The organism is Pseudomonas sp. 22082, from assembly GCF_052046055.1.
GTDB lineage: Bacteria > Pseudomonadota > Gammaproteobacteria > Pseudomonadales > Pseudomonadaceae > Aquipseudomonas > Aquipseudomonas pharyngis.
Map to the genome: position 1 here is coordinate 13,950 of NZ_JBQEQB010000021.1, position 23,449 is coordinate 37,398.

The following is a 23,449-nucleotide window of genomic DNA, read 5'->3' on the forward strand; positions in this document are numbered from 1 at the left end:
AAAATCTGTGTACGCCACAAAACCTGTGGGAGCGGCGGTGCGACGATTCGACTTGCCCGCGAAGGGGCCGGTACTGTCGGTGCAAAAAATTCAGGCACTGCGCACTTGCAGAAGCTGCGCAGCACAAAAGGCAATCCGCGAACACGCATCCGCCAGTTTCACTCTATCCACCACCAGCCCGATGCGAATATGCCCCGCCGCACTGGGCCCGAACGCTTCCCCTGCCAGCACCGAAACCCCATACCCCTCCAGCAGGCGCTCGGCAAAGTCCTGCGCGCCGAGCCCGGTCTGGCGCACGTCGACCATTACAAACATCCCGCCATCCGGCTTGATCGGGTACAACCCTGGACACCCACGCAACCGCTCGCACACCAGATCCCGACGCAAGCGGTATTCCTCGCGCATCTGCGTCACTTCCGGCAGATCTTTCTCCAGCGCTATCTGCGCCGCTTTCTGCACAAAATCCGGCAACCCGAACAACATGCTCAGCGACAGATTCACCAGATGCTCGGCCAACGGTTTGGGCCCGATCATCCAGCCGATCCGCCACCCCGTCATGGCATGGGATTTCGACAGGCTGTTGATGGTCGCGGTGCGCTCGGCCATGCCCGGCAGGCTCGCCGGGCTGACGTGCTCGCCTTCGTATAACAATTCGCTGTAGACCTCATCGCTGATCAGCCACAAGTCATGACGGATGCACAGCGCTGCCAGCTCTTGCCAGATCAGCAGCGACAGGCTCGCACCGGAAGGATTGTTGGGACTGTTGAGCAAAATGGCTCGTGTCCTGGGAGTGATCCGCGCCGCGACATCCGCCGGGTCGACGCGAAAACCATTCTCCGGACGAACCGGCACCGGCACCACGGTTGCGCCGCAGGCACCGAACACGCCTTCGTAGGTCACGTACATCGGTTCGGCGACGATCACTTCATCGCCCGGATCCAGCAGACATTGCGCCACCGAATACACCGCGCATTGCGCGCCGGGCAACACGATCACATGCTCGGCATCGACGTCCTGGCCGCTGTTGCGCCGATGGCGCTCGGCGATCTGCTTGCGCAGCTCCAGCCGGCCGCGCACGTCGGAATAATGGGTATCGCCCGCCAGCAGGCTGTCGATGGCGCCGTGGATGATCGGCAGCGGCGTATCGAAATCCGGATCACCCACGGACAGCAGCAACACATCAATCCCTTCGGCGCGCAGCTCCAGCGCTCGGTCGTGAATCCGCCAGGCCGCGGCTCCCTCCCCGGCGATTCGTTGGGTCAAGGCTGAATAGCGCATGTACGTCTCCTGATTGCGCGGTCTCCAGCCTTCACCCTAGGTCAAATCACAAAGCGCGCCACCATCGCGTTCAAATCCACCGCCAGGCGCGACAGTTCGTGGGTCGCGGCGCTGGTCTGGTTGGCGCCGGCGGCCGATTGGGTGGCCAGATCGCGGATGTTGACCAGATTGCGGTCGACCTCGCGGGACACCTGCGCCTGCTCTTCCGAGGCGCTCGCGATCACCAGGTTGCGCTCGTTGATCTGGTGAATCGATTGGGTGATCTGCTCCAGTGCAACACCGGCGGCGCGGGCCATTTCCAGGGTGGTCTGGGTGCGCTGGTTGCTTTGCTGCATCGACTCGACCGCTTCACCGGTTCCGTTCTGGATGCCGGCGACCATTTTTTCGATTTCCTGGGTCGATTGCGCAGTGCGATGGGCCAGGGCGCGAACTTCGTCCGCTACCACCGCGAATCCGCGCCCGGCTTCACCGGCACGGGCCGCTTCGATGGCGGCGTTGAGCGCCAGCAGGTTGGTCTGTTCGGCGATGGCGCGGATCACGTCCAGCACCTTGCCGATGTCGCGGCCCTGAGCGGCCAGGCCTTCGATCATTTGCGCGGTGTTCTGCACGTCGTGGGTCATGGTCTGGATCGCGTCGACGGTTTTCACCACCTGATCGCGACCTTCACGGGCGGCGTGGGTCGACTGGTTCGAAGCTTCGGAGGTCGATACTGCGTTGCGTGCCACCTCTTCCACCGCAGCGGTCATTTCGTTGACGGCGGTGGCGGCCTGTTCGATTTCGTCGTTCTGCTGTTGCAAGCCACGAGATGCTTCTTCGGTCACGGCGCTCAGTTCTTCGGCAGCAGCGCCCAGTTGCGTGGCGGAGCCGGCGATCTGTTCGATGGTTTTGCGCAGGTTGGTCTGCATCGCCGCCAGCGCTTCAAGCAGGCGCGCCGGTTCGTCCTTGCCGTCGATTTCGATGGCTTTGGTCAGGTTGCCGCCAGCGATGGTTTGCGCGGCAGCGACGGCGCGGTTCAGCGGGGTGACGATGCTGCGGGTCAGCAGCCAGGCCAGCAATACGGTCAACAACGCGGCAATTACAGACACGGCGATGATGCCGGTAATGGCACTGTTGTAATACTCACCCGCCTGAGTGGAAGCGGTCTTCGCGTCGGCGGCGTTGATTGCGATCAGCTTGTTGAGTTGTTCGCCCATCTTGTCGGTGCCGTCCTTGATCTTCGTGTTGATCAGGGCGCGCATCTCGTCGAGCTTGTCCTGGCGCGACAGCTCCATCATCTGGTTCTGCGCCTGCACGTAGTTGTCGAGAGTCGTCGAAAACTCCTGATATAACGCGCGTTCCTCCGGGCCGGCCGGCAGTACCGCGTAACTGGCCTGGGCAGCGCGCACCTTGTCCACCAGCACACCGATGCGGGTCTGGGCTTCCTGCAAACCGGCCGGTTCGCGGTTGACCAGAATGCGGAACGAGAGAATCCGCAGGCGCAACACGTTCTCCGTCACCACCGCGAGTTGGGTGACGCTTGGCAACTGCGTCGAGTCCATCTCCAGGGAAGCCTGACGGATGATCGACATGCGATTGACGGCGAACACGCCGAGCACGATCACCAACAAGGCAATGAAGGCAAAACCGAGGAAGGCACGGGGCGCGATATTCAGATTACGCAGGGACATAGAAGGACTCTCGGATAGTTGAAACTACGAGCGTCCATGCCGTTATCACGGGCCCGTGGGCGGGCTTCGTTCCGGCGTCACTGTTTTGGAAAATCTTGTGTGCGCCTGATTTCTGTATCGGCCAGGCTTGAGGAAGTTTGCGGGGAAAGATGAAATATTTTTCACGGCGCTGCGGGTGTTTCAGCGCTGAAACACCCGTCGTTTCAGATGATGACTGACAGGTCAGGTCGGGGATGCCAGGCGCCAGACGCGAGCGATGTCGGTGGCGCGTTCGCGCAATAGACGTGGAGCTTCAGCGCAGGCCTGTTCGAGGGTCATCGGGCCGCTGGTGACGGCGAATGCAGCGTCGATGCCGTGATCGTAGAGCGCTTGATAGCCCTCGCCCAACGTACCGGCAATGACGATCACCGGTACGCCGTGTTGTTTGGCGATCCGCGCGACGCCAAACGGAGTTTTGCCACGCAAGGTCTGGGCATCGAAGCGCCCTTCTCCGGTAATCACCAGATCCGCGCCCTTCACAGCGTCGGCCAGTCCGACCAGCTCGGCGACCACGTCGACACCGGCCTGGAACTGTGCACCGAGAAATGCCTTGGCGGCAAAGCCCAATCCACCCGCGGCACCGCTGCCCGGTTCATCGCGGACATCCTTGCTCAACGCCTGCGCGCAGAGTTCGGCGAAGTGACCGAGGGCCTGATCCAGTTGCTGCACTTGTGCGGGTGATGCGCCCTTCTGCGGGCCGAAAATCGCCGAGGCGCCGTGAGGGCCGCACAGCGGGTTGTTGACGTCGGCGGCAATATCGAAGCGCACTTGCGCCAGACGCGGGTCGAGTTCGCTGAGATCCAGTTTTGCAAGTTGCGCCAGCGCCAGACCGCCCGGTACCAACGATTGCCCTTGAGCATCCAGCAGCTTCACGCCCAGCGCCTGCATCGCGCCGGCGCCGCCGTCGTTGGTGGCGCTGCCGCCGATGGCCAGAATGACGCGTTGTGCGCCAGCATCCAGTGCCGCACGGATCAGTTCACCGGTGCCGAACGTGCTGCTGATGCACGCGTCACGCTGCCCCGGCGGCACCAGTTGCAATCCGCTGGCTTCGGCCATTTCGATGATTGCGGTGTGGTTGTGCGGCAGCCAGCCCCATGCGGCTTCGACCGCTGCGCCCAACGGGCCACGCACTCGGGTGCGGCGCAGTTCGCCTTCACACGCGGCGAGAATCGACTCCACCGTGCCTTCGCCACCGTCGGCCATCGGGCACTTGACCAGCGTCGCCTGTGGCCAGACCTGCGCCAGGCCCAGCGCAATGGCCTCTGCAACGCCTTGGGCACTCAGGCTGTCCTTGAACGAATCGGGGGCGATGACGATTTTCATGCGATTTCTCCAGTTCCAATGCCCCTCATGCTGCCAGTCGCCTTGCCGGTTGACGCCTGTCCGCTGCACAAGTCGTGCAGGCGTTTATTGTTCATTTCGACAAATCGTCGGTCTGCGGCAGCAATTGCACACCCAGATACAACGCCAGCATCCCGTCGAGCTTCAACGGATCGACCCCGCTCAACTCGGCAATCCGCTCCATCCGGTAACGCAGGCTGTTGCGGTGGATACCCAAGGCATCGGCGCAAGCCTGGCTCTGCCCGTCGTGATCGCACCAACTGCGCAGGGTCGCGAGCAACTGGCCGTTGCTGTCCTTGGCGATCACTTTGCGCAACGGTTTGAGCAGTTCATCCAGCGCATCGTCGTTGCGATGGCGCCAGAGCATCACCGGCAAGCGGTAGCGATTGAGAGTCAGGAGCCGTGAACGCGGCAGCACTTCGCGACCATAGGCGAGCAGATCGCCGACCCGCCGATAGCAACGGCGCAACCCGGCCAGCCCATCGGCCTGCCCGCCAACCGCTATACGCAGAATGTTCCAGCCCAGACCATCGAGTTTTTCCAGCAGGCGATCATGCTCGACGTTCTGACTCGCCGGCCGGCACCACAACAGTGACGACTTGGCCGAACTCACGCACCAACTGTCGGGATAGCGCGACATCAGCCAGGCACTCAGCGCCTCGACGGTTTGCCCCGGTCCGTGTTCCAGGCCCAACTCGAACAGATAAGGCACTCGTGTCAGTTGCGGTTTGAGCCCGAGTTGCTGGGCCTCGTCGACCAGCCTTGGCGAATCCCCCGCTTCACTCAACAGCAGCGCGAGCAAGTCATCGCAACGCTGCCGCCGCCATTGCTGCTCGGATTGCTGGTTGCGCTGGCCGACCAGCATTTCAGCGGTCATGCGCACCAGTTCGGCGTAAGTGCGCAACTGCTCCGGCTCGCCGGTGATGCCGAGCACCCCGATCAACCGCTGATCGAGCAGCAGCGGCAGATTGATCCCCGGCTGCACACCTTTCAAATGCACCGCCGTCTGCGCGTCAATCTCCACCACTCGCCCGTTGGCCAGCACTAGTTGCGCGCCTTCGTGGCGGGTGTTGATCCGCTCCGGCTCGCCACTGCCGAGGATCAGCCCCTGGCTGTCCATGACGTTGACGTTGTACGGCAAAATGGCCATGGCCCGGTCGACGATGTCCTGGGCGAGGTCGTGATCGAGTTCGAACATAGGGGCTGGAATCCTTGAAAACAGGCGAGGACGGTTGTTCACCCGCACAGGGTCTGACGGCAAACCCTGTGCTCAGGCACAAAGACAATCCGGCCAAAGGTGGCCGAGACTCTCAGGGCGATCAACGTTACCCTTTGCATCGCAAAAAATCATAATAAAGAGAGAGCCGCCATGTCGCAGAGCGCCGCTGCCGCCCAGACCATCGTTGACGATAAAAATGCCGTCTACAAACGCATCACCCTGCGTTTGATCCCCTTCATCTTCATCTGCTACCTGTTCAACTACCTCGACCGGGTCAACGTTGGATTTGCCAAACTGCAGATGCTCGACGCGCTGAAATTCAGCGAAACCGTGTACGGCCTCGGTGCCGGTATCTTCTTCATCGGCTACGTGCTGTGCGGCGTACCAAGCAACCTGGCGCTGACCAAATTCGGCCCACGGCGCTGGATTGCGCTGATGATGATCACCTGGGGCACGCTGTCAACCTGCCTGCTTTTCGTCACCACGCCGACCGAGTTCTACACCCTGCGCCTGTTCACTGGCGCCGCTGAAGCCGGGTTCTTCCCTGGCGTTGTGCTCTACCTCTCACAGTGGTTCCCGACGTTCCGCCGTGGCCGGATCATGGCGCTGTTCATGTCGGCGATCCCGGTGTCGGGTCTGCTGGGCAGCCCGTTTTCCGGCTGGATCCTCAATCACTTCGCCGCCGGCCAAGGTGGCCTCGCCGGCTGGCAGTGGATGTTCCTGTTGCAAGGCATTCCGACTGTAGTCCTCGGCGCACTCGCCTACTTCCTGTTGAGCGATAACTTCGCCGCGGCCAAATGGCTGACCCCTTACGAGCGTTCGGTGCTGGAAGCGGATCAGGCCGAAGACTTGGCGAACAAGCCGAAAACCACTTCCGATTCGCTGATTGCGGTGTTCAAGAACCCGGCGATCTGGGCCTTCGGCCTGATCTACTTCTGCATCCAGAGCGGCGTGTACGCAATCAACTTCTGGCTGCCGTCGATCATCAAGAACCTCGGCTTCAGCGACAACCTGGTGATTGGCTGGTTGAGTGCGATTCCTTATTTGCTGGCCGCAGTGTTCATGCTGGTTGTCGGGCGTTCGGCGGACTTGCGCAAAGAACGTCGCTGGCATTTGGTGGTGCCGATGCTGATGGGCGCTGTCGGCCTGCTGATCGCGGTGAACTTCGCGGCGAATCCGGCGATTGCGATTCTCGGTCTGACCATTGCGACCATGGGCGCGCTGACCGGTCTGCCGATGTTCTGGCCGGTACCGACTGCCATGCTGAGCGCGGGCGCTGCAGCGGGTGGGTTGGCGTTGATCAACTCGATGGGGCAGATGGCCGGGTTCTTGAGCCCTTACCTTGTGGGTTGGGTCAAGGACAGCACCGGGTCGACGGATGCGGCGTTGTATCTGTTGGCAGGGGTGATTGTTGGCGGGAGTTTGCTGGCGTTGCGGATGACGCGGACGTTGCGGGCCTGATTATTGGCAGACACACAAAAACGGCCCACTTCGGGCCGTTTTCGATTTCGGGTGTTCTGTTCCGCGCTCTTGGGGAATACAGTCAAGAACTCCCCGAATCCCCGCGGCCCTAGAATGTGAAATTATCTACAACAATGGCGTTGTTGCGCGGAGTAATAATGTCACATCGGGATATATCTCTAGCATTAAAAACCATTGGATGTGCTATTGGGGAGTCATACGGCCCTGTCACTTGAAGAGGTAGTGTTTGAATCATATTTTGCAAACGGTCATAGAAGACGACCGATCCGCCTGAAAACAAAACTCGCGAGTAATAGAAGGCGATTGTGTTCGTCGGGACTGATAAATCACATCTGAAAACGCCCGTTGCACCTCCGTTTGTCAGTAACACAGCCGCCCTCCCATCGATCTTGCCTGGAAGCAAAGGAACTTCATTGGCAGGCGCGGCATATACCCCCACGCCATGAGCCCCGGAAGTTACAGCTATCTTGAGTCCAGGCGTCGTAAGCAACTGTGGATAGATGGCAATGGGTACATTGTTAAAATCCTCATTTCTTACGGGTACGACGGGCGCAACAGTCAGAGTCCAGATGTCTGTCGCCGGCAAACTGGCATTTTCCCGCAGTTCAAAGCGATGAGGCCCTTGAGACAGGTTCATCAACTGCTGGAGAAGCGCACCGCTTTGATTGAACACTCCACTGGACACCATCACGCCGTTATCCGTAATCACAAATGGAACACCCGCCGGCCCGCTTCCGCCGAACTCTACTCCAGAAGAGGGGGTACTGGTGCCAGGCGGGATCGGGGATCCGCCGGGATACGTCGTGCAGTAAGTAAAGAACGGATTCTGGAATGGAACTCCCGCGGGCCCGCTTCCGCTGAACCCGACTTCAGTGGTGGGGGGAATGGTGCCAGGTGGGATCGGGAGTCCGTCGGAATACGGCGTGGAGTCCGTTGAGAACGGATTTTGGGCACTCATGGGGGCGCTCCTTCATTGGTCGGGTTCAGTCAGCGTGGGCTATGCCATCAAACGTCAATTGCCGAGCGCCCCGCTACTGTCAACTTTGACAGTAGCGACAAGCGGTCATGATTGATTCACCCTTTTTTCTACATAGAAAAACGGCCCGCAGGCCGTTTCTTTTTCAACGCATCAGACAGCCGAACCCGCCGCCACCTCCAGATTATCCAGCACCCGATTTACCGCCAGTTCCGCCAGCATGATCAGCTGCCCGATGCCCAGCAGCACATGCCGCTGCGGCGCGTCGAGCATCCCGGCGAAATCGCTGGCCATGGTTTTGGCGGAGGTCAGGGTTTCGCAGGCGTCGGCCAACAGTTCTTCGCTTGGGATGCCGGGGGCGATGAGGTAGCGGGTGTTAGGTTTGAGCAGCGGCTTTCTGGGGTGGAACGGATTGAGGTAGTGATCGAGCGCGCGTTCGGCGGCTTCGTGAAATTTCTTGGAGTCGAGGGTTTCGTAAGGCGAGGTGGTGTCGGTTTCGGGTGGGTTGGGTGTTGGTTTGATCATCGTGAAACTCCTAAGGCACTTATATAGAGCCACCACTCTCGCTACCAAACGATGGTGGTGGCCAGACGCAGGTTGGTAGACCGGGCCTTAGGAGAAACGGCGCACCCGAAGGTGCCCTGCGAATGACCACCATAAAACAGAGACAAAAGACTCTACAAAATGGAGCACTCTGCACTTAAAGACCCGGGCTACCAAACCCGATCGCTGTTCTTTTCAGCGACGGGACAACGATAAAACCCGGCCCTTGAGCGCACAAGCCGGCGGATTCTGGCGCAGTCGTAGGCAACGGCGCAAGGTTGTGTAGCCTGGGTGCGTGTCTGGAAGTGTCTTTTAAACGCATGGCTTAAACACTGCGGTGTACTTGAGAACCTACCCCCTCACCCCAGCCCTCTCCCCCAAGGGGGCGAGGGGGAAAGGGAGCCGATTTGTATGTTTTATCAAAATCGGAGTTCGACTCGGTATTTCACGTCGGCGTAACTTGTGAGAACACCTCCGTCGGCTCCCTCTCCCTCCGGGAGAGGGCTGGGGTGAGGGAGCCCTTGATTCTAAGCCCCCGATTTCGCATCCAACTCCAAAACCACCCCACCCGGCATCTGCACAAAAATCTGCCAGATCCCATCCTCCGGCACCTGCGCCACCTGATACGGCAACCCACTGCCCTGCACCCGCTTCAAAACCACCGCTGCGTCTTCATCGGTGCGAAACGCGATGTGGCTCAAAGCAGCGTCCTCAAACGAAGGCTGCTCAATCACATGCACCAACGCGTCCCCCTCCTGATACAACCACCGCCCCGGAAACGGAAACGGCGGCCGGCGCCCCGGCGTCAATCCCAACAACCCACCAAAAGCGTCCTGCAGCGCCTGCCCGTCACCAGTGTTGAAAGCAAGATGATCAAATGTCCACGTCATGTCTGTCTCCTGCGCTTATTCAGGACTCCAGTATCCGTGCTTGCCAATCCAGGAAAAATCCCGCAAAACGCCAAGGATCTTCAACGGATTTTTACTAATGAGCTCAATCCTCGATCTGGAAATCTTCGTCCGCACCGCCGACTCCGGCAGCATCTCCGCCGCCGCCCGGGCGTTGGAGCTGACGCCGGCCGCCGCCAGCATTGCGCTGAAACGTCTGGAAACCCGCCTCGGCATTCGCCTGTTCGCCCGCTCGACCCGCAGCATGCGCCTGACCGAGGAAGGTCGGCGTTATCTGGAAAGCGTACGTCTGGCGCTGGCCACCCTGGCCGAGGGCGAACAGGCGCTCAAGCAGCAGACCGAAGGCTTGAGCGGCGTGCTGCAACTGGCGGCGCCGTCGGACTTCGGGCGCAATGTGTTGCTGCCGTGGCTGGACGATTTCAAGCGCGAGCACCCGCACATTCAACTGCAATTGCTACTCAACGACCGGCATGCGGATCTGTTTCGCGAGACGGTGGATGTGGCGCTGCGCTTTGGCGTGCCGAGTGATTCGACGATGGTAGCGTTGCCGATTCTGCAGGAGCATCGCCGCGTGGCCTGCGCCAGCCCTGCATATCTGGAGCGTCACGGCACGCCGCAAAATCCCACCGAGTTGAGCGAGCACAGCGCCCTGCTCTATCTGCGCAATGGCCGGCCCTACAACACTTGGCGTTTCCATCGCGAGGACGAAACGGTCGAGGTCGAAGTACGCGGTGACTACCTCAGCGACGACGGCGAAGTCGCCCGCCGCTGGGCGCTCGCCGGGCATGGGATCGCCTACAAGGCCTGGCTCGACGTCGCCGAAGACGTGCGCGCCGGGCGGCTGCTGACACTGTTCGATGACTGGCATGGCGAGAGCGTGCCGTTCAATCTGTTGTGCCCACATCGCGTGCAAGTCTCGGAACGGGTCAAGGTGTTGCAGGCGTTTTTGCGCCAGCGCTGCGAGGCACTGCGTCGATAAATTCACTTTGCCGCGCCGGGCGCTTCTGGTATTTGATGGAAGCTTTCCCACCGACAAAAGGATTTCGGCATGAGCTATCGCACACTGGGTCACTCGGGGTTGCAGGTGTCCACCCTCACCCTTGGCACGATGATGTTCGGCGAGCAGACCAGCGCAGAGGATTCGCTGCGCATCATCGACAAGGCCTGGGATCAGGGCATCAATTTCATCGACACCGCCGATGTTTACACCAATGGCCGCTCGGAAGAGATCGTCGGCGAGGCCATTGCCCGTCATCGGCATGAATGGGTGCTGGCGACAAAGGTCGGTTTCGGCCCGGTGGACGGCGTGCCGAACCGCAGCGGTCTGAGCCGCAAGCACATTTTCAATGGTCTGGAGGCCAGCCTGACCCGGCTCGGCACCGACTACCTCGACATCTATTACCTGCATCGCGAGGACCACAACACCCCGCTGGAAGTGACGATCTCGGCCATAGGCGATCTGATTCGCCAGGGCAAGATCCGTTATTGGGGCCTGTCGAACTATCGCGGTTGGCGGATTGCCGAGGTGATTCGCGTGGCAGAAAAACTCGGCGTTGATCGCCCGATCATCAGCCAGCCGCTGTACAACATCGTCAACCGCCAGGCCGAAACCGAGCAGATTACCGCCGCCCAGAGCTACGGCCTCGGCGTAGTGCCTTACAGCCCGCTGGCCCGTGGCGTGCTCAGCGGCAAGTACGCACCGGACGTGACCCCGGATGCCAACAGCCGTGCCGGACGCCAGGACAAGCGGATTCTGGAAACCGAATGGCGGGTGGAATCGTTGCGCATTGCCCAGCAGATTCAGCAATACACCCAGGAGCGTGGGGTCGGGATTGTTGAATTTGCGATTGCCTGGGTGCTGAACAACGGCGCGGTGACATCGGCGATCGTCGGGCCGCGCACTGAGGAGCAGTGGGATGCGTACACCAAGGCGCAGTCGGTGAAGATTACAGCCGAGGATGAGGCGTTTATCGACTCGCTGGTGACGCCGGGGCATGCGTCTACGCCGGGGTTTAATGATGTGAGCCATTTTGTTTCAGGCCGCAAACCCCATCAGGCGTAGGATTTCCCCTGAACCTTGAACAGCCGATACAATCGGCTGTTTTTTTTAATCAAGCGCGATCAAACGGAAGCTGATTGATCGTTCGGAATTTGCCAGGGATCAGCACATGTCCAATCGCTCCGCCGAGCTCTTCAGAAAGCCACTGCGCGGGCTGCTGTTCAAATTAACGGGCGATAAAGATCCGCGCCCCCTCACTTGCGCTATAGAGCCCGCAACTTTCGGCCATCGCCGCCCTTTCCTCGCGTACCGGGCCGACATTGACGGACTTCGCGCCATCGCTGTTCTACTGGTGTTGATCTTCCACGGCGGAATGGCGCTTTTCCCGTCCGGTTTCATCGGCGTCGATATCTTCTTCGTGATTTCGGGTTATTTGACCACCGCTATCATCATGAAGTCGCTGCACAACGGTACGTTCACTTTCTCGGGATTCTACACGCGCCGGATCTGGCGACTGCAACCGGCCGTTATTGCATTATTGATCGTCACATTGATGCTCACGACGCTGCTGTACTTGCCCGATGATTACGTCGATTTTTTAAAAAGCGAAAAGTACACCTCGTTAATCATCTCCAACCAGTACTTTTCCAAAGTGACCACGGGTTACGCCACACCGGATGCAGCAAGCCTGCCGCTGTTGCACACCTGGTCTCTGGCCATCGAATGGCAGTGGTATCTGATACTCCCCCTGGGCATCTGGCTGCTCAACCGCTATCTGCCGAACGTTATTTTCAAAGCGGCGGTGCTCGGCCTGACCGTGGCAGCAATGGTGCTCGCGCTGTACCTGTCTTACGCCACTCCTGAGAAAAACTACTACTTCTTCGCTGCGCGGATTTTCGAATTGATGATCGGCTCTTGTGCGGTCATCTTCAGTACGGGCAAGTTCCGGCTCAATCGCCTGAGCGCCTCTGTGGTCTGTGCACTTTCGCTGGTCACGATCATCTATTGCGCCACCCGGGACGATATCTTGCCGGGATTCCCGCAATACCATGCCATTGCCGTGTGTCTTGCCACTGCAGCGTTGCTGTATCAGGGGATTGGTGATGCAAGCATTTTCGCCAAGCTGCTCGCGTTTAGACCCTTGGTGTTTATCGGCACGCTCTCGTACTCCTTGTATCTATGGCACTGGCCGATCCTGGCGGTGATGAATTACATGGGAATCGCGCTAACCCCGTCGATGACAATCATTTACTTCGTTTGCACTTTCGTCACGGCCTGGCTCTCGTATGTGCTGATCGAAAATAAGTTCCGCAAGGCACGATTTGGTTTTGCCAAAACGCTCGTGGTACTGATGATTCTGCCCGCTATCGGCCTGTCGCTGCTGCACTCGGCCAGTGTCAGGCACGAGGGCTGGCCGGGCCGCTTCAATCAGGGCTACAGCAACATGCTCAACGATTTGAAAGCATCCGTGCCAGTTGCTCGGGAAGGATGTCTTGGTGTCAGCGATGGTGCCGATCCTGGCTGTATATCGGGCGCCGATCACGCGGCGCCACAAATATTTCTGATGGGCGATTCGTTTTCGAATCACTACTGGGGCTTTGTTGAAACGCTGGCCAGGGATGCCAATCTTGCTGTACTCGCACAGGCTTACCCGGCGTGCCTGGCCTTGCCCGGGATCTACCAGTACGACGCGAAAAAATACAAGAACGCGTTGTTTCAAAAATGCCACGACGCCGCTCAACGCTATTACGAGATGATTGCGAACAAGCACTTCAAGTATGTGATTGTGGGCCAGTTCTGGGAGGCTTATCTGAACGGTGACATCGTCACTAAACGCGATGATCCTCACAGCCTGGAACTGTCTCGACAACGCTTTGGCGTAGCAATCCGGCAAGCTCTGGATATTATCGTCGCATCAGGCGCTATCCCGGTGTTTCTGGAGAACACGCTGCCCATGCCATCTGGGATCAACGCGTGCCTGCTGCGCCAGGTCAAATTGCGTGGGTTGATGGGCAGTGTCGAGCAAGGCAATCTCTGCGCTACTACGCCATGGTCCGGCAGCAAAGAACCAGCGCTGGAAACACTCTTTAATGACCTGAAGACTGAGTACCCCGGATTGATCGTTATTGACCCGAAAACCGTGCAATGCACAGGTGATGCGTGCATGAACACGGTCGACGGTTTTCCGGTCTATCGTGACATAGGGCACATCACCGATTACGCCTCTTTTAAGTTTGGCGAGATGTACCTCATGAACTTCGGCAATCCCTTGCAAGTTGCGCAGTGATGATTCGTGCCTCCGGACGGGCTCCGCAGCAAGGCTGAACGCTTCGCGAGCAGGCGAAGGTCTACAGGCTGTTTGATGTGTGGCAAATATTGAGCATCTGCCCAATATTCAGCACAAAAACCACGTATCCTTCGCTCCCCGTTTGACCATCACCCCCGCGAGGACAGTTTGTCTAAAGGTATCGCTCTCTCGGTAACAGCCTCGACGCTGTTTGCCGTCATGTATTACTACACCTCGCTGCTCACCCCGTTGAGCGGCGTGGAAATCTTCGGTTGGCGGATGCTGCTGACCGTGCCCTGCATGACCGTGTTCATGCTGGTTTCCGGCGAATGGCGGCGAGTGCTGGAACTGCTGCGCCGGGTTCCTGCGCTGCCCAAATTGATCGCAGGCCTGTTCCTCTCGTCCGCGTTGTTGGGTGTGCAGTTGTGGCTGTTCATGTGGGCGCCGCTCAATGGCTACAGCCTCGATGTGTCGCTGGGCTACTTCCTGTTGCCGCTGGCCATGGTGCTGACCGGGCGCATCGCTTATGGCGAAAGCCTGTCGTATTTGCAAAAGGTCGCGGTGTTCTTTGCCAGCCTCGGCGTGTTGAACGAGTTGTATCAGGTTGGCGGGTTTTCCTGGGCGACGCTGGTCGTGGTCGTCGGTTACCCGCTGTATTTTGTGCTGCGCAAATACCTGAAGTCGGACAACCTCGGCGGCTTGTGGCTCGACATGACCCTGATGCTGCCGGTGGCGTACTGGTTTGTGCGCGGCGGTGAACAGGGTTTCGGCGTGTTCGATCAGTACCCGGCGCTGACGTGGCTGATTCCGCTGCTCGGTCTGATCAGTGCGTCGGCGCTGGTGGTGTACATCATTGCCAGCCGCTTGATGCCGTTCAGTCTGTTTGGTTTGTTGAGCTACGTTGAGCCGGTGTTGCTGCTCGGAGTGGCGCTGCTGCTCGGCGAGAGCATCAAGCCCGGTGAATGGCTGACCTACATCCCGATCTGGCTCGCGGTGGTGGTGCTGGTGTTTGAAGGGTTCAAGCACCTGATGCGCCAACGGCGCCCATAAGACGCGCAATAAAAAGCCCGGCCTGCATTTCTGCAGGCCGGGCTTTTTTACATCTGATGCGGATTACTCGGTGGCAAGCACGCCACGACGCACCTGGTCACGCTCGATCGATTCGAACAGTGCCTTGAAGTTGCCCTCACCAAAACCATCGTCGCCCTTGCGCTGGATGAATTCGAAGAACACCGGGCCCATCAGGGTTTCCGAGAAGATCTGCAGCAGCAGACGCTTGTCTTCCTTGTCCGACGCGCCGTCGAGCAGGATGCCGCGCGATTGCAGCTGATCGACAGGCTCGCCGTGGTTCGGCAGACGACCTTCGAGCATTTCGTAGTAGGTGTCCGGCGGCGCGGTCATGAAGCGCATGCCGATCTTCTTCAACTGATCCCAGGTCTTGACCAGGTCATCAGTGAGGAACGCCACGTGCTGGATGCCTTCGCCGTTGAACTGCATCAGGAACTCTTCGATCTGCCCGGCCCCCTTCGACGACTCTTCGTTGAGCGGGATGCGGATCATGCCGTCCGGCGCGGTCATCGCTTTCGAGGTCAGGCCGGTGTATTCGCCCTTGATGTCGAAGTAGCGGATTTCGCGGAAGTTGAACAGCTTCTCGTAGAAGTTCGCCCAGTAGGCCATGCGACCGCGATACACGTTGTGAGTCAGGTGATCGATGATCTTCAGGCCGGCACCGACCGGGTTGCGGTCAACGCCTTCAAGGAATACGAAGTCGATGTCATAGATCGAGCTGCCTTCGCCGAAACGGTCGATCAGGTACAGCGGCGCGCCGCCAATGCCTTTGATCGCCGGCAGGTTCAGCTCCATCGGGCCGGTTTCGATGTGGATCGGCTGGGCGCCGAGTTCCAGTGCGCGGTTGTAAGCCTTCTGCGAATCCTTGACCCGGAACGCCATGCCGCAAACCGACGGGCCGTGCTCGGCCGCGAAGTACGAAGCAACGCTGTGGGGTTCGTTGTTGAGGATCAGGTTGATCGCGCCCTGGCGATACAGGTGCACGTTCTTGGAGCGGTGGGTCGCGACCTTGGTGAAGCCCATGATCTCGAAGATCGGCTCCAGGGTGCCAGGGGTCGGCGATGCGAACTCGATGAACTCGAAGCCCATCAGGCCCATTGGGTTTTCGTATAAATCTGCCATGGTTGGCGCCTCATCATTCTTATCAATTAACCAGAGTTATTTGTCAGTAATGCTGAGACCGGTGGGTGGCGCACAGGAGATGCCACGCACACTGCGGGCGAGGAAGTCACCGTAGATCAGTTGAAACCCGAATATCTTCATTGTCGACCCAAGGCTCTTGCGGGCGAGGCTTCTGCTGCCAGAAGACGATTATTATTGTATGCGTAACCCGATTCTACACAGCGTAAATAGGGTTGTCTGCCCTCTCTATAAAATCCGCTTTTTTCGGCCCGGTGCAAGGGGTTTGTTGCACAGCCAGATGCCCGCCAGAATCAGCGCGCCGCCCAGGCACATGGACAGCGTCAGCTGTTCACCCAACAGGATTGCACCGGCGAGCACGGCGGTCAGCGGATTGAGCGCAATGAACACGCCGGTGCGCGTGGCGCCGATTTTACGGATGCCATCGTAGTAACCGATGTAGGCCAGCGCCGAACCGAGTACGCCCAGATAGGCCAGGCTCAGCCATTGGCGTGTGCCAAGAGCGGCCAGCGCTGCAACGTCAACTTCGCCCCGGCTCAGGGCGAGCATCCACAACATCAGAGTGCCCAGCATTATCGAAAGGGTCACGGTCTGCACCGGACCGATGCTCTGGTTGAGACTGCGGGAGAACAGCGAATAAACGCCCCAGCTCAAAACGCAGCCGAGAATCAGCAGATCGCCAATCCACGCGTCCGGCGTTGCGCTCAACAACTGCGGGGTGCGACTGACGATCACCACTCCTGCCCCGCCGATACAGATCGCGATGCCGATGACCTTCAGCCGGCTCAGCCGCTCCTTGAACAGCAGCCACGATGCCAGACCGATCACCGCCGGATTCAGAGCCACGATCAACGAAGCCCGGGAAGCGTTGATGTATTGCAACCCGTAAAAGAAGCACAGGTTGTAGAAGAAGATCCCGAAGAACCCCAGCAGCATCAGTTGCAGCCATTGCCGGGGCGTGGGCCGCACCATCGCAATCCGCGCCAGCCGCAGGAACCCGAGCAACGCCACGCTGGCCAGCAGAAACCGAAGGCTGGCGGCAAACACCGGGCTCAGGCTGCCGGCCAGAAATCGCCCGGCAACCCACGTTCCGCCCCAGATCATGGTGACCAGGGCCAGGTTCAGGTAGACGGGCATGTCCGAAGTGGCCGGACGATCAGGTTCATGACAACTCATAACGCTCCCAACGATGAGAGTGACGGATGACGTATCATTCGATTAATTTCTCATCATCGTAAAATGAGTCTTTACTCATGACCCTGACCCAACTCGAAATCTTCTCGCTGGTGGCCGAGCTGCGCGGTTTCACCCTCGCCGCCCATCGTCTGGGAATTTCCCAATCAGCGGTGTCCCACGCCTTGAAATCGCTGGAACAGGAACTGGGCGTCGAACTGCTGCGCCGTCACCAGTCCCAAGTGGAACTGAGCGATATCGGCGAGCAACTGCTGTTGCGGGCCCGGGCGATGCTCGGGCTTGCCAACACCTTGCGTCAGGAGGCGGCGGATGCGCGTGGCATGAAACGCGGAACGTTGCGCATCGGCTCGTTCGGGCCGACGTCCTCGGTCAAGTTGTTGCCGCGGATTCTTCAGCAGTATCGCGAGGCGCATCCCGGGATCGAAGTGCACATCGATGAAGGCCCCGATCGGCAGATCATTCAGTGGCTGGAAGAGCGGCGGATCGATATTGGTTTTGTGGTGCTGCCCGAGGAACGCTTCGACACGTTCGCCTTGATTGAAGATCAGATGGTTGCCCTGCTCCCGCTCGGTCACCCGTTGGCGGCGCACGAATCAGTGACGCTGAAAGACTTATGCAACGATCCGTTCGTGCTGACCGAGGCCGGCTCATCGGAACTGGTTTCACGCCTGTTCAATGCCGCCCGGTTGAGCCCGAACATCCGCTTCCGCTGCTCGCAGCTGCTCAGCACCCTCGACACCGTTGGCCGGGGCGATGCGATGACCGTGGTGGCGGAAGGCTCGTTGCCTTTCGATCCCGACCCGCGCTATGTCAAGCGACCGCTGTCTCCCGCCGTCACCCGGCAAGTCGGTCTGGCGGTGCTGGATCAGCGCCAGGCATCGCCCGCCACGCTGGCATTCATTCAGCTGGCAACTCGGCTGGATTATCGTTGAGCGGCGCAGCTGTCATTGGCCATCTATCATGGGCTCAGACCTTGGGCTTTGCGCGCACGCTTCGCCTGCAATCAAGAGCCCCACTCCATCGCGACAGGATGCGCCCATGCCACTGACCGTCAGGCCTCGCCGCAAGCGCAGCACCCGGATTATCGTGACATTACTGTGTGGCCTGCTGCCGATCGTACTCGGCAGCGTCATTCTCTATATGCAGGCTGAACGCGCCCTCCAGCAGAGCTCACAACACACCGCCGATGAAGCCTTGCGCCAGTTCGAACTGATGCTCGACAACACTGCCCAGGCCGCCCGCGAACTGTTGCCTTTGGCCGGCCAGACTTGCGAAACCGTCAAACTGGCCTTGCGCGAACAAGTCACCCGTCGCCCGTTCGTGCGCTCGACCAATCTGGTGTGGGACGACAATCTCTATTGCAGTTCGCTGTTCGGCGACTTCAAGGAAGCCGTGAATCCGGGCGATTACGCCGAAGGCAAGCTGTGGCTCATGAACGGCAACCCGGTGACACCCAATACCGCGCTGCTGGTGTATCGCCTGAGCGAAGGGCGCGGTGGCGCGCTGACCACGCTGGACGGCTACCACCTGAGCAACATCCTGCGCCTGATCGGCCGGCACACGTTGTTGTTGCTGCAAGTCGGCAACAACTGGCTCTCCGCCGACGGCAAAGTGCATCAAGGCGCCCTGCCGGCGTTGCCGGTGGCGCAAAGTACCTTGCACTCGTCGCACTATGCATTTTCGGTCAGCGCCGCGTTTCCGGAAGGCGAAACCTGGCGCTACATGAAAGATGAATACCCGCCGCTGTTCAGTCTGCTGATGTTTTTCGGCGCGGTATCGGGAGCGATCGGCTACATCGTTCAAAAACGCTCCACGTCGCCCAGTCATGAAATGCAGCGAGCGCTGGAGGCAGGAGAATTCATTCCCTACTTTCAACCGGTGGTGCACGGCGACAGCAAACGGTGGTCGGGCACGGAAGTGCTGATGCGCTGGAATCATCCCAAGGAAGGACTGGTGCGTCCGGACCTGTTCATACCCTTTGCCGAACACTCCGGGCTGATCGTGCCAATGACCCGCGCCTTGATGCAGCAGACCGCTTTCATTCTGGGGCCGCTGTCACCGACCTTCGAAGCCCCTTTCCACATCGGCATCAACATCACCGCCAGCCACTGCCACGATCTGGAACTGGTAGAGGATTGCCGTGAATTTTTGTCAGCGTTCCAGCCTGGCAGCATCAGCCTGGTCCTGGAGCTGACCGAACGCGAGCTGATCGAACCGTCCGACATCACCCAACGACTGTTCGCAGAGTTGCGTGCGATGGGGGTGAAGATCGCGATTGACGACTTTGGCACCGGCCATTCAAGCCTTGGCTACTTGAGAACCTTCAATGTCGACTTCCTCAAGATCGACCAGACATTCGTGGCCATGATCGATAAAGATGCCCTTTCCCGGCACATTCTGGACACCATCATCGAGCTCTCCACCAAGCTGGATCTGGGCATCGTGGCCGAAGGAGTGGAAACGCAAGCCCAATGTGATTATCTGGCCGCCCACCATGTCAACTTTCTGCAGGGCTACCTTTTCGGCAAGCCCATGCCAGCGGCCGACTTCATCGAAGCATTAACTCATCATTAACTTGTCTGAATAAATCCTGCCACGCCGACAGCCCGCACCAAATTGATACAAAACAACGTTGTTGTTACATGAAGAAAAAGTCAGGATTTACTCTTGCCACATTAACTACTACAATTTTTCTTACCTGTTGCAAGATGGGCAGGTGAGCCATTATCACCGAGTCGCTTCAAGGCTCTTGGCTTATAGCTTTGTTTGCGGTTGGTATCAGCCAAACACACTATTGGAGTAAAGATATTGTCCAGACTCGCTGAATTTCGTGCAGCTGAAAAGGCCCTTCAGGAACAGCTCAAGCAGCTGGAATCGCTGAAGAACGATGCCGGGCTCAAGAAAGAAATCGAATTCGAAGAAAAGCTCCAGGGGCTGATGAAAACCTACGGCAAAGGCCTGAAAGACATCATCGCCATTCTCGATCCGAACCCGGCGAAATCCGGTCTGCAATCGACCGCCGCACCTAAAACCCGCCGAGCTCGCGTGGTCAAGGTCTATCAGAACCCGCACACCGGCGAGCTGATCGAGACCAAGGGTGGCAACCACCGTGGCCTGAAAGCCTGGAAGGAACAATACGGTGCAGCCACCGTTGATTCCTGGTTGCGCGGTTAATCTCTCGCAAACATGAAAGCCCTGCATATGCAGGGCTTTTTTTGGACAATATTTAACAAATGAAACGATTTTTCTGGCGGGGAAGTTGATTCTCAAACCGCTCCGGTACTGAAACTATGCTTCGGAATGTTGCCCCCAGTACCCAAGATTAACTTTATGTTTAATCAATTCAGGTATCTAACACCACGCTGGCCACGAACAGACGACTAAAATTTCAAGCTGTTTCGCGCAGCCACTATGTCGTCGCCGCTGGCCTTATAAACCTCCGCCTGCCCGGCATACGAAAGTACGTACGCTTTATCCGCCTCGACCGCTGCAACCAATGTTTGCGACAAAACATGACGGCCGTTTTCAGTCACCGTACAAGTGGTCTCAAGCGCTGTGAGCGAACCCAGCGTACTCGGATGAACCCTGTTGCAGACACTCTGATAACCGCTCTGGAAAAAGTCTTTTTGCACCGACTTGCGCATCTCCAGCAACACGCCCTGCAAGTTGACCTGATGACCACTTTCCACGCGGGTCATCGTCAACTCCATCACCATCACCTGATTGCCATCGGCGTCAGTCTTCACTGCCCGCTGACGGGAGACTTCAGGGGAGGTTTCGGGCAGCGCCTCGACCTCCCAGCCGGCGGGCCAGGTGATGCTCGGCGCCTCGGCAAAGGCCGGCAGAGCAAGCAGGGAAAAACCCAGGAAAACGAACAGCGATTTGAAAGGTCGGATCATTACCAGAGGCACTCGCGGATTGAGCCGTAAAGTCTGAGGCCCGCCCGCTCGCAGGGCAAGCCCGCGCTTTCGGTTTGGCGATGCTGCCTGGCATGCGTATCATTGCGCCCATTCACTCGCCCCAATTTGTTACGGAGGGCTCATGAGCCTGCAAGAACTGAACACCTTCCCCGGCGTCACCGCCACCCCGGACAGCGCAACCCGCAACTTCGTGTTCAACCACACCATGCTGCGCGTCAAAGACATCACCAAGTCGCTGGATTTCTACACCCGCGTACTGGGTTTCTCGCTGGTAGAGAAGCGTGATTTCCCGGAAGCGGAATTCAGCCTGTACTTCCTCGCCCTGGTCGACAAATCGCAGATCCCGGCCGACGCCGCTGCCCGCACCGAGTGGATGAAGTCGATTCCCGGCATTCTGGAATTGACCCACAACCATGGCACCGAGAACGACGCAGACTTCGCCTACCACAACGGCAACACCGACCCGCGCGGTTTCGGTCACATCTGCATTTCGGTACCGGACATCGTTGCAGCTTGCGCACGTTTTGAAGAGCTCGGCTGCGATTTCCAGAAGCGCCTGACCGATGGCCGCATGAAGAGCCTGGCGTTCATCAAGGATCCGGACGGCTACTGGGTCGAGATCATCCAGCCGGCACCGCTGTAACGCTGACACCGGGTAGAAAGCACCCCACAAAGAAAAAACCCCATCATCGCTGATGGGGTTTTTCTGTTTCAGGCCCGGGATTTACGCCGGAGCCGAAGTGCGGATCAAGTGATCGAAAGCACTGAGGGAAGCCTTGGCGCCCTCGCCCACCGCAATCACGATCTGCTTGTACGGCACGGTGGTCACGTCACCGGCGGCGAAAATGCCGGGGATCGAGGTTTCACCGCGATTGTCGACGATGATCTCGCCGCGCGGAGACAACTCGATGGTGCCTTTGAGCCAGTCGGTGTTGGGCAGCAGACCGATCTGCACGAAGATCCCTTCCAGCTCGACCGTGCGCAACTCGTCAGTATTGCGATCCTTGTAGCGCAGGCCGTTGACCTTCTGCCCGTCGCCAGTGACTTCAGTGGTCAATGCACTGGTGATCACGGTGACGTTCGGCAAGCTGTGCAGCTTGCGTTGCAATACGGCGTCGGCGCGCAGCTGTACGTCGAACTCCAGCAAGGTGACGTGAGACACGATACCGGCCAGGTCAATGGCCGCTTCGACGCCGGAGTTACCGCCGCCAATCACCGCCACACGCTTGCCTTTGAACAGCGGACCGTCACAGTGCGGGCAGTACGCCACGCCTTTGTTGCGGTATTCCTGCTCGCCCGGCACGTTCATTTCACGCCACCGCGCACCGGTCGCCAGAATCACGCTCTTGGCCTTGAGGGTCGCGCCGCTGGCGAAGTGAACTTCATGCAGCTCGCCATTCTTGCCCGGGATCAGCTTGTCGGCGCGTTGCAGGTTCATGATGTCGACGTCGTATTGCTTGACGTGTTCTTCCAGCGCGGTCGCCAGTTTCGGGCCTTCGGTTTCCTGCACGGAAATGAAGTTCTCAATGGCCATGGTGTCCAGCACCTGACCGCCGAAGCGCTCGGCTGCAACACCGGTGCGAATGCCTTTACGCGCGGCGTAGATCGCCGCCGAAGCACCGGCCGGGCCACCGCCGACCACCAGCACATCAAAGGCTTGCTTGGCGCTGATTTTCTCGGCCTGACGCTCGATGGCGCCGGTGTCGAGTTTGGCGAGGATTTCTTCCAGGCCCATGCGGCCCTGGCCGAAGTTTTCGCCGTTCAGGTAGATGCTCGGCACAGCCATGATCTTGCGATCATTGACTTCATCCTGGAACAGCGCGCCGTCGATGGCGACGTGGCGGATGTTCGGGTTCAGCACGGCCATCAGGTTCAGCGCCTGAACGACGTCCGGGCAGTTCTGGCAGGACAGCGAGAAGTAAGTCTCGAAGTTGAACTCGCCCTTGAGCGAGCGGATCTGTTCGATCACTTCGACACTGGCCTTCGAAGGGTGGCCGCCGACTTGCAGCAGGGCCAGCACCAGCGAAGTGAATTCATGGCCCATCGGGATGCCGGCGAAACGCAGGCTGATGTCAGCACCGGGGCGGTTGATCGAGAACGACGGTTTGCGTGCATCGTCGCCGCTGTCGATCAAGGTAATCTGGTGCGAAAGACTGGCAACATCTTTCAGCAGGTCGAGCATTTCACGGGATTTCGCACCGTCGTCGAGTGATGCAACGATCTCGATCGGCTGGGTGACCCGTTCCAGGTACGATTTCAACTGGGCTTTAAGATTGGCGTCCAACATACGGGCGATCTCCTGACTTTATTTGAGGCGAAAAAAAGCCCGAGCGAATCTCGCCCGGGCTTTTCTATTGGGCGGTGAAGCTTACTTAAGTAGGTGCGGAG

Annotated in this window: 20 protein-coding genes; 9 read left to right on the forward strand and 11 right to left on the reverse strand. The window is 59.0% G+C overall.

Going from position 1 to position 23,449, the window contains the following annotated elements; translation table 11 throughout:
- Positions 1 to 90: 90 nt before the first annotated feature.
- From ACTJK9_RS22265 to ACTJK9_RS22280, 4 genes are all read right to left on the reverse strand, one after another.
- On the reverse strand, positions 91 to 1,278 hold the full coding sequence (locus ACTJK9_RS22265; RefSeq protein WP_085610400.1) for a pyridoxal phosphate-dependent aminotransferase: 1,188 nt from the start codon (positions 1,276 to 1,278) through the stop codon (positions 91 to 93).
- A 41-nt stretch (positions 1,279 to 1,319) separates the two neighbouring features.
- On the reverse strand, positions 1,320 to 2,945 hold the full coding sequence (locus tag ACTJK9_RS22270) for a methyl-accepting chemotaxis protein (protein ID WP_064596901.1): 1,626 nt from the start codon (positions 2,943 to 2,945) through the stop codon (positions 1,320 to 1,322).
- Positions 2,946 to 3,167: 222 nt separating this feature from the next.
- On the reverse strand, positions 3,168 to 4,307 hold the full coding sequence (locus ACTJK9_RS22275) for a glycerate kinase (protein ID WP_440816270.1): 1,140 nt from the start codon (positions 4,305 to 4,307) through the stop codon (positions 3,168 to 3,170).
- 91 nt (positions 4,308 to 4,398) lie between these two features.
- Complete coding sequence (locus tag ACTJK9_RS22280) at positions 4,399 to 5,523, reverse strand: sugar diacid recognition domain-containing protein (RefSeq protein WP_039768706.1); 1,125 nt, start codon at positions 5,521 to 5,523, stop codon at positions 4,399 to 4,401.
- A 171-nt stretch (positions 5,524 to 5,694) separates the two neighbouring features.
- Here ACTJK9_RS22280 and ACTJK9_RS22285 point away from each other — a divergent pair, with 171 nt between their 5' ends.
- A complete protein-coding gene (locus ACTJK9_RS22285; RefSeq protein ID WP_440816272.1) occupies positions 5,695 to 7,005 on the forward strand; it encodes an MFS transporter in 1,311 nt (436 codons plus the stop codon).
- Positions 7,006 to 7,114: 109 nt separating this feature from the next.
- Here the strand turns inward: ACTJK9_RS22285 and ACTJK9_RS22290 are convergent, their stop codons facing one another.
- The 3 genes from ACTJK9_RS22290 to ACTJK9_RS22300 form a co-directional block, all read right to left on the reverse strand.
- The gene (locus ACTJK9_RS22290) at positions 7,115 to 7,984 is read right to left on the reverse strand and encodes a hypothetical protein (protein ID WP_440816274.1); all 870 of its coding nucleotides are present in this window, start codon (positions 7,982 to 7,984) and stop codon (positions 7,115 to 7,117) included.
- Positions 7,985 to 8,155: 171 nt separating this feature from the next.
- Positions 8,156 to 8,527 carry a DUF6124 family protein gene (locus ACTJK9_RS22295; protein ID WP_440816276.1) on the reverse strand — a complete coding sequence of 124 codons (372 nt, stop codon included), beginning with the start codon at positions 8,525 to 8,527 and terminating at the stop codon, positions 8,156 to 8,158.
- A gap of 545 nt (positions 8,528 to 9,072) precedes the next feature.
- Positions 9,073 to 9,435, reverse strand: coding sequence for a hypothetical protein (locus ACTJK9_RS22300; RefSeq protein WP_085610406.1), 363 nt, complete (start codon positions 9,433 to 9,435; stop codon positions 9,073 to 9,075).
- A 97-nt stretch (positions 9,436 to 9,532) separates the two neighbouring features.
- Between ACTJK9_RS22300 and ACTJK9_RS22305 the strand changes: the two genes are divergently transcribed.
- The 4 genes from ACTJK9_RS22305 (at position 9,533) to rarD (ending at position 14,789) form a co-directional block, all read left to right on the forward strand.
- The gene (locus ACTJK9_RS22305) at positions 9,533 to 10,432 is read left to right on the forward strand and encodes a LysR family transcriptional regulator (RefSeq protein WP_440816280.1); all 900 of its coding nucleotides are present in this window, start codon (positions 9,533 to 9,535) and stop codon (positions 10,430 to 10,432) included.
- Positions 10,433 to 10,501: 69 nt separating this feature from the next.
- Positions 10,502 to 11,515: an aldo/keto reductase gene (locus tag ACTJK9_RS22310; RefSeq protein ID WP_440816283.1), complete on the forward strand. Its 1,014-nt coding sequence runs from the start codon at positions 10,502 to 10,504 to the stop codon at positions 11,513 to 11,515.
- Between the two features lie 106 nt (positions 11,516 to 11,621).
- A complete protein-coding gene (locus ACTJK9_RS22315; RefSeq protein ID WP_440816285.1) occupies positions 11,622 to 13,739 on the forward strand; it encodes an acyltransferase family protein in 2,118 nt (705 codons plus the stop codon).
- Positions 13,740 to 13,907: 168 nt separating this feature from the next.
- On the forward strand, positions 13,908 to 14,789 hold the full coding sequence (gene rarD, locus ACTJK9_RS22320) for an EamA family transporter RarD (RefSeq protein WP_440816288.1): 882 nt from the start codon (positions 13,908 to 13,910) through the stop codon (positions 14,787 to 14,789).
- A gap of 63 nt (positions 14,790 to 14,852) precedes the next feature.
- On the opposite strand, the gene hppD is transcribed toward rarD, so the two are convergent.
- Positions 14,853 to 15,929 carry a 4-hydroxyphenylpyruvate dioxygenase gene (hppD, locus tag ACTJK9_RS22325; RefSeq protein ID WP_007958955.1) on the reverse strand — a complete coding sequence of 359 codons (1,077 nt, stop codon included), beginning with the start codon at positions 15,927 to 15,929 and terminating at the stop codon, positions 14,853 to 14,855.
- A gap of 246 nt (positions 15,930 to 16,175) precedes the next feature.
- Positions 16,176 to 17,123, reverse strand: a complete 948-nt coding sequence (locus ACTJK9_RS22330; RefSeq protein WP_085610411.1) for a DMT family transporter — start codon at positions 17,121 to 17,123, stop codon at positions 16,176 to 16,178.
- 77 nt (positions 17,124 to 17,200) lie between these two features.
- Here ACTJK9_RS22330 and ACTJK9_RS22335 point away from each other — a divergent pair, with 77 nt between their 5' ends.
- From ACTJK9_RS22335 to ACTJK9_RS22345, 3 genes are all read left to right on the forward strand, one after another.
- Positions 17,201 to 18,073, forward strand: coding sequence for a LysR family transcriptional regulator (locus ACTJK9_RS22335; protein WP_085610412.1), 873 nt, complete (start codon positions 17,201 to 17,203; stop codon positions 18,071 to 18,073).
- A 106-nt stretch (positions 18,074 to 18,179) separates the two neighbouring features.
- Positions 18,180 to 19,715, forward strand: coding sequence for an EAL domain-containing protein (locus ACTJK9_RS22340; RefSeq protein WP_440816292.1), 1,536 nt, complete (start codon positions 18,180 to 18,182; stop codon positions 19,713 to 19,715).
- Positions 19,716 to 19,949: 234 nt separating this feature from the next.
- Positions 19,950 to 20,315, forward strand: a complete 366-nt coding sequence (locus ACTJK9_RS22345; protein ID WP_011334329.1) for a histone-like nucleoid-structuring protein, MvaT/MvaU family — start codon at positions 19,950 to 19,952, stop codon at positions 20,313 to 20,315.
- 206 nt (positions 20,316 to 20,521) lie between these two features.
- Here ACTJK9_RS22345 and ACTJK9_RS22350 read toward each other — a convergent pair whose 3' ends face one another.
- Positions 20,522 to 21,040 carry a DUF4946 domain-containing protein gene (locus ACTJK9_RS22350; protein ID WP_039768724.1) on the reverse strand — a complete coding sequence of 173 codons (519 nt, stop codon included), beginning with the start codon at positions 21,038 to 21,040 and terminating at the stop codon, positions 20,522 to 20,524.
- 142 nt (positions 21,041 to 21,182) lie between these two features.
- Here ACTJK9_RS22350 and gloA point away from each other — a divergent pair, with 142 nt between their 5' ends.
- Positions 21,183 to 21,704 carry a lactoylglutathione lyase gene (gene gloA, locus ACTJK9_RS22355; protein ID WP_065260490.1) on the forward strand — a complete coding sequence of 174 codons (522 nt, stop codon included), beginning with the start codon at positions 21,183 to 21,185 and terminating at the stop codon, positions 21,702 to 21,704.
- Positions 21,705 to 21,785: 81 nt separating this feature from the next.
- Here gloA and ahpF read toward each other — a convergent pair whose 3' ends face one another.
- Positions 21,786 to 23,348: an alkyl hydroperoxide reductase subunit F gene (gene ahpF, locus ACTJK9_RS22360; RefSeq protein WP_007958943.1), complete on the reverse strand. Its 1,563-nt coding sequence runs from the start codon at positions 23,346 to 23,348 to the stop codon at positions 21,786 to 21,788.
- Positions 23,349 to 23,449 lie beyond the last annotated feature (101 nt).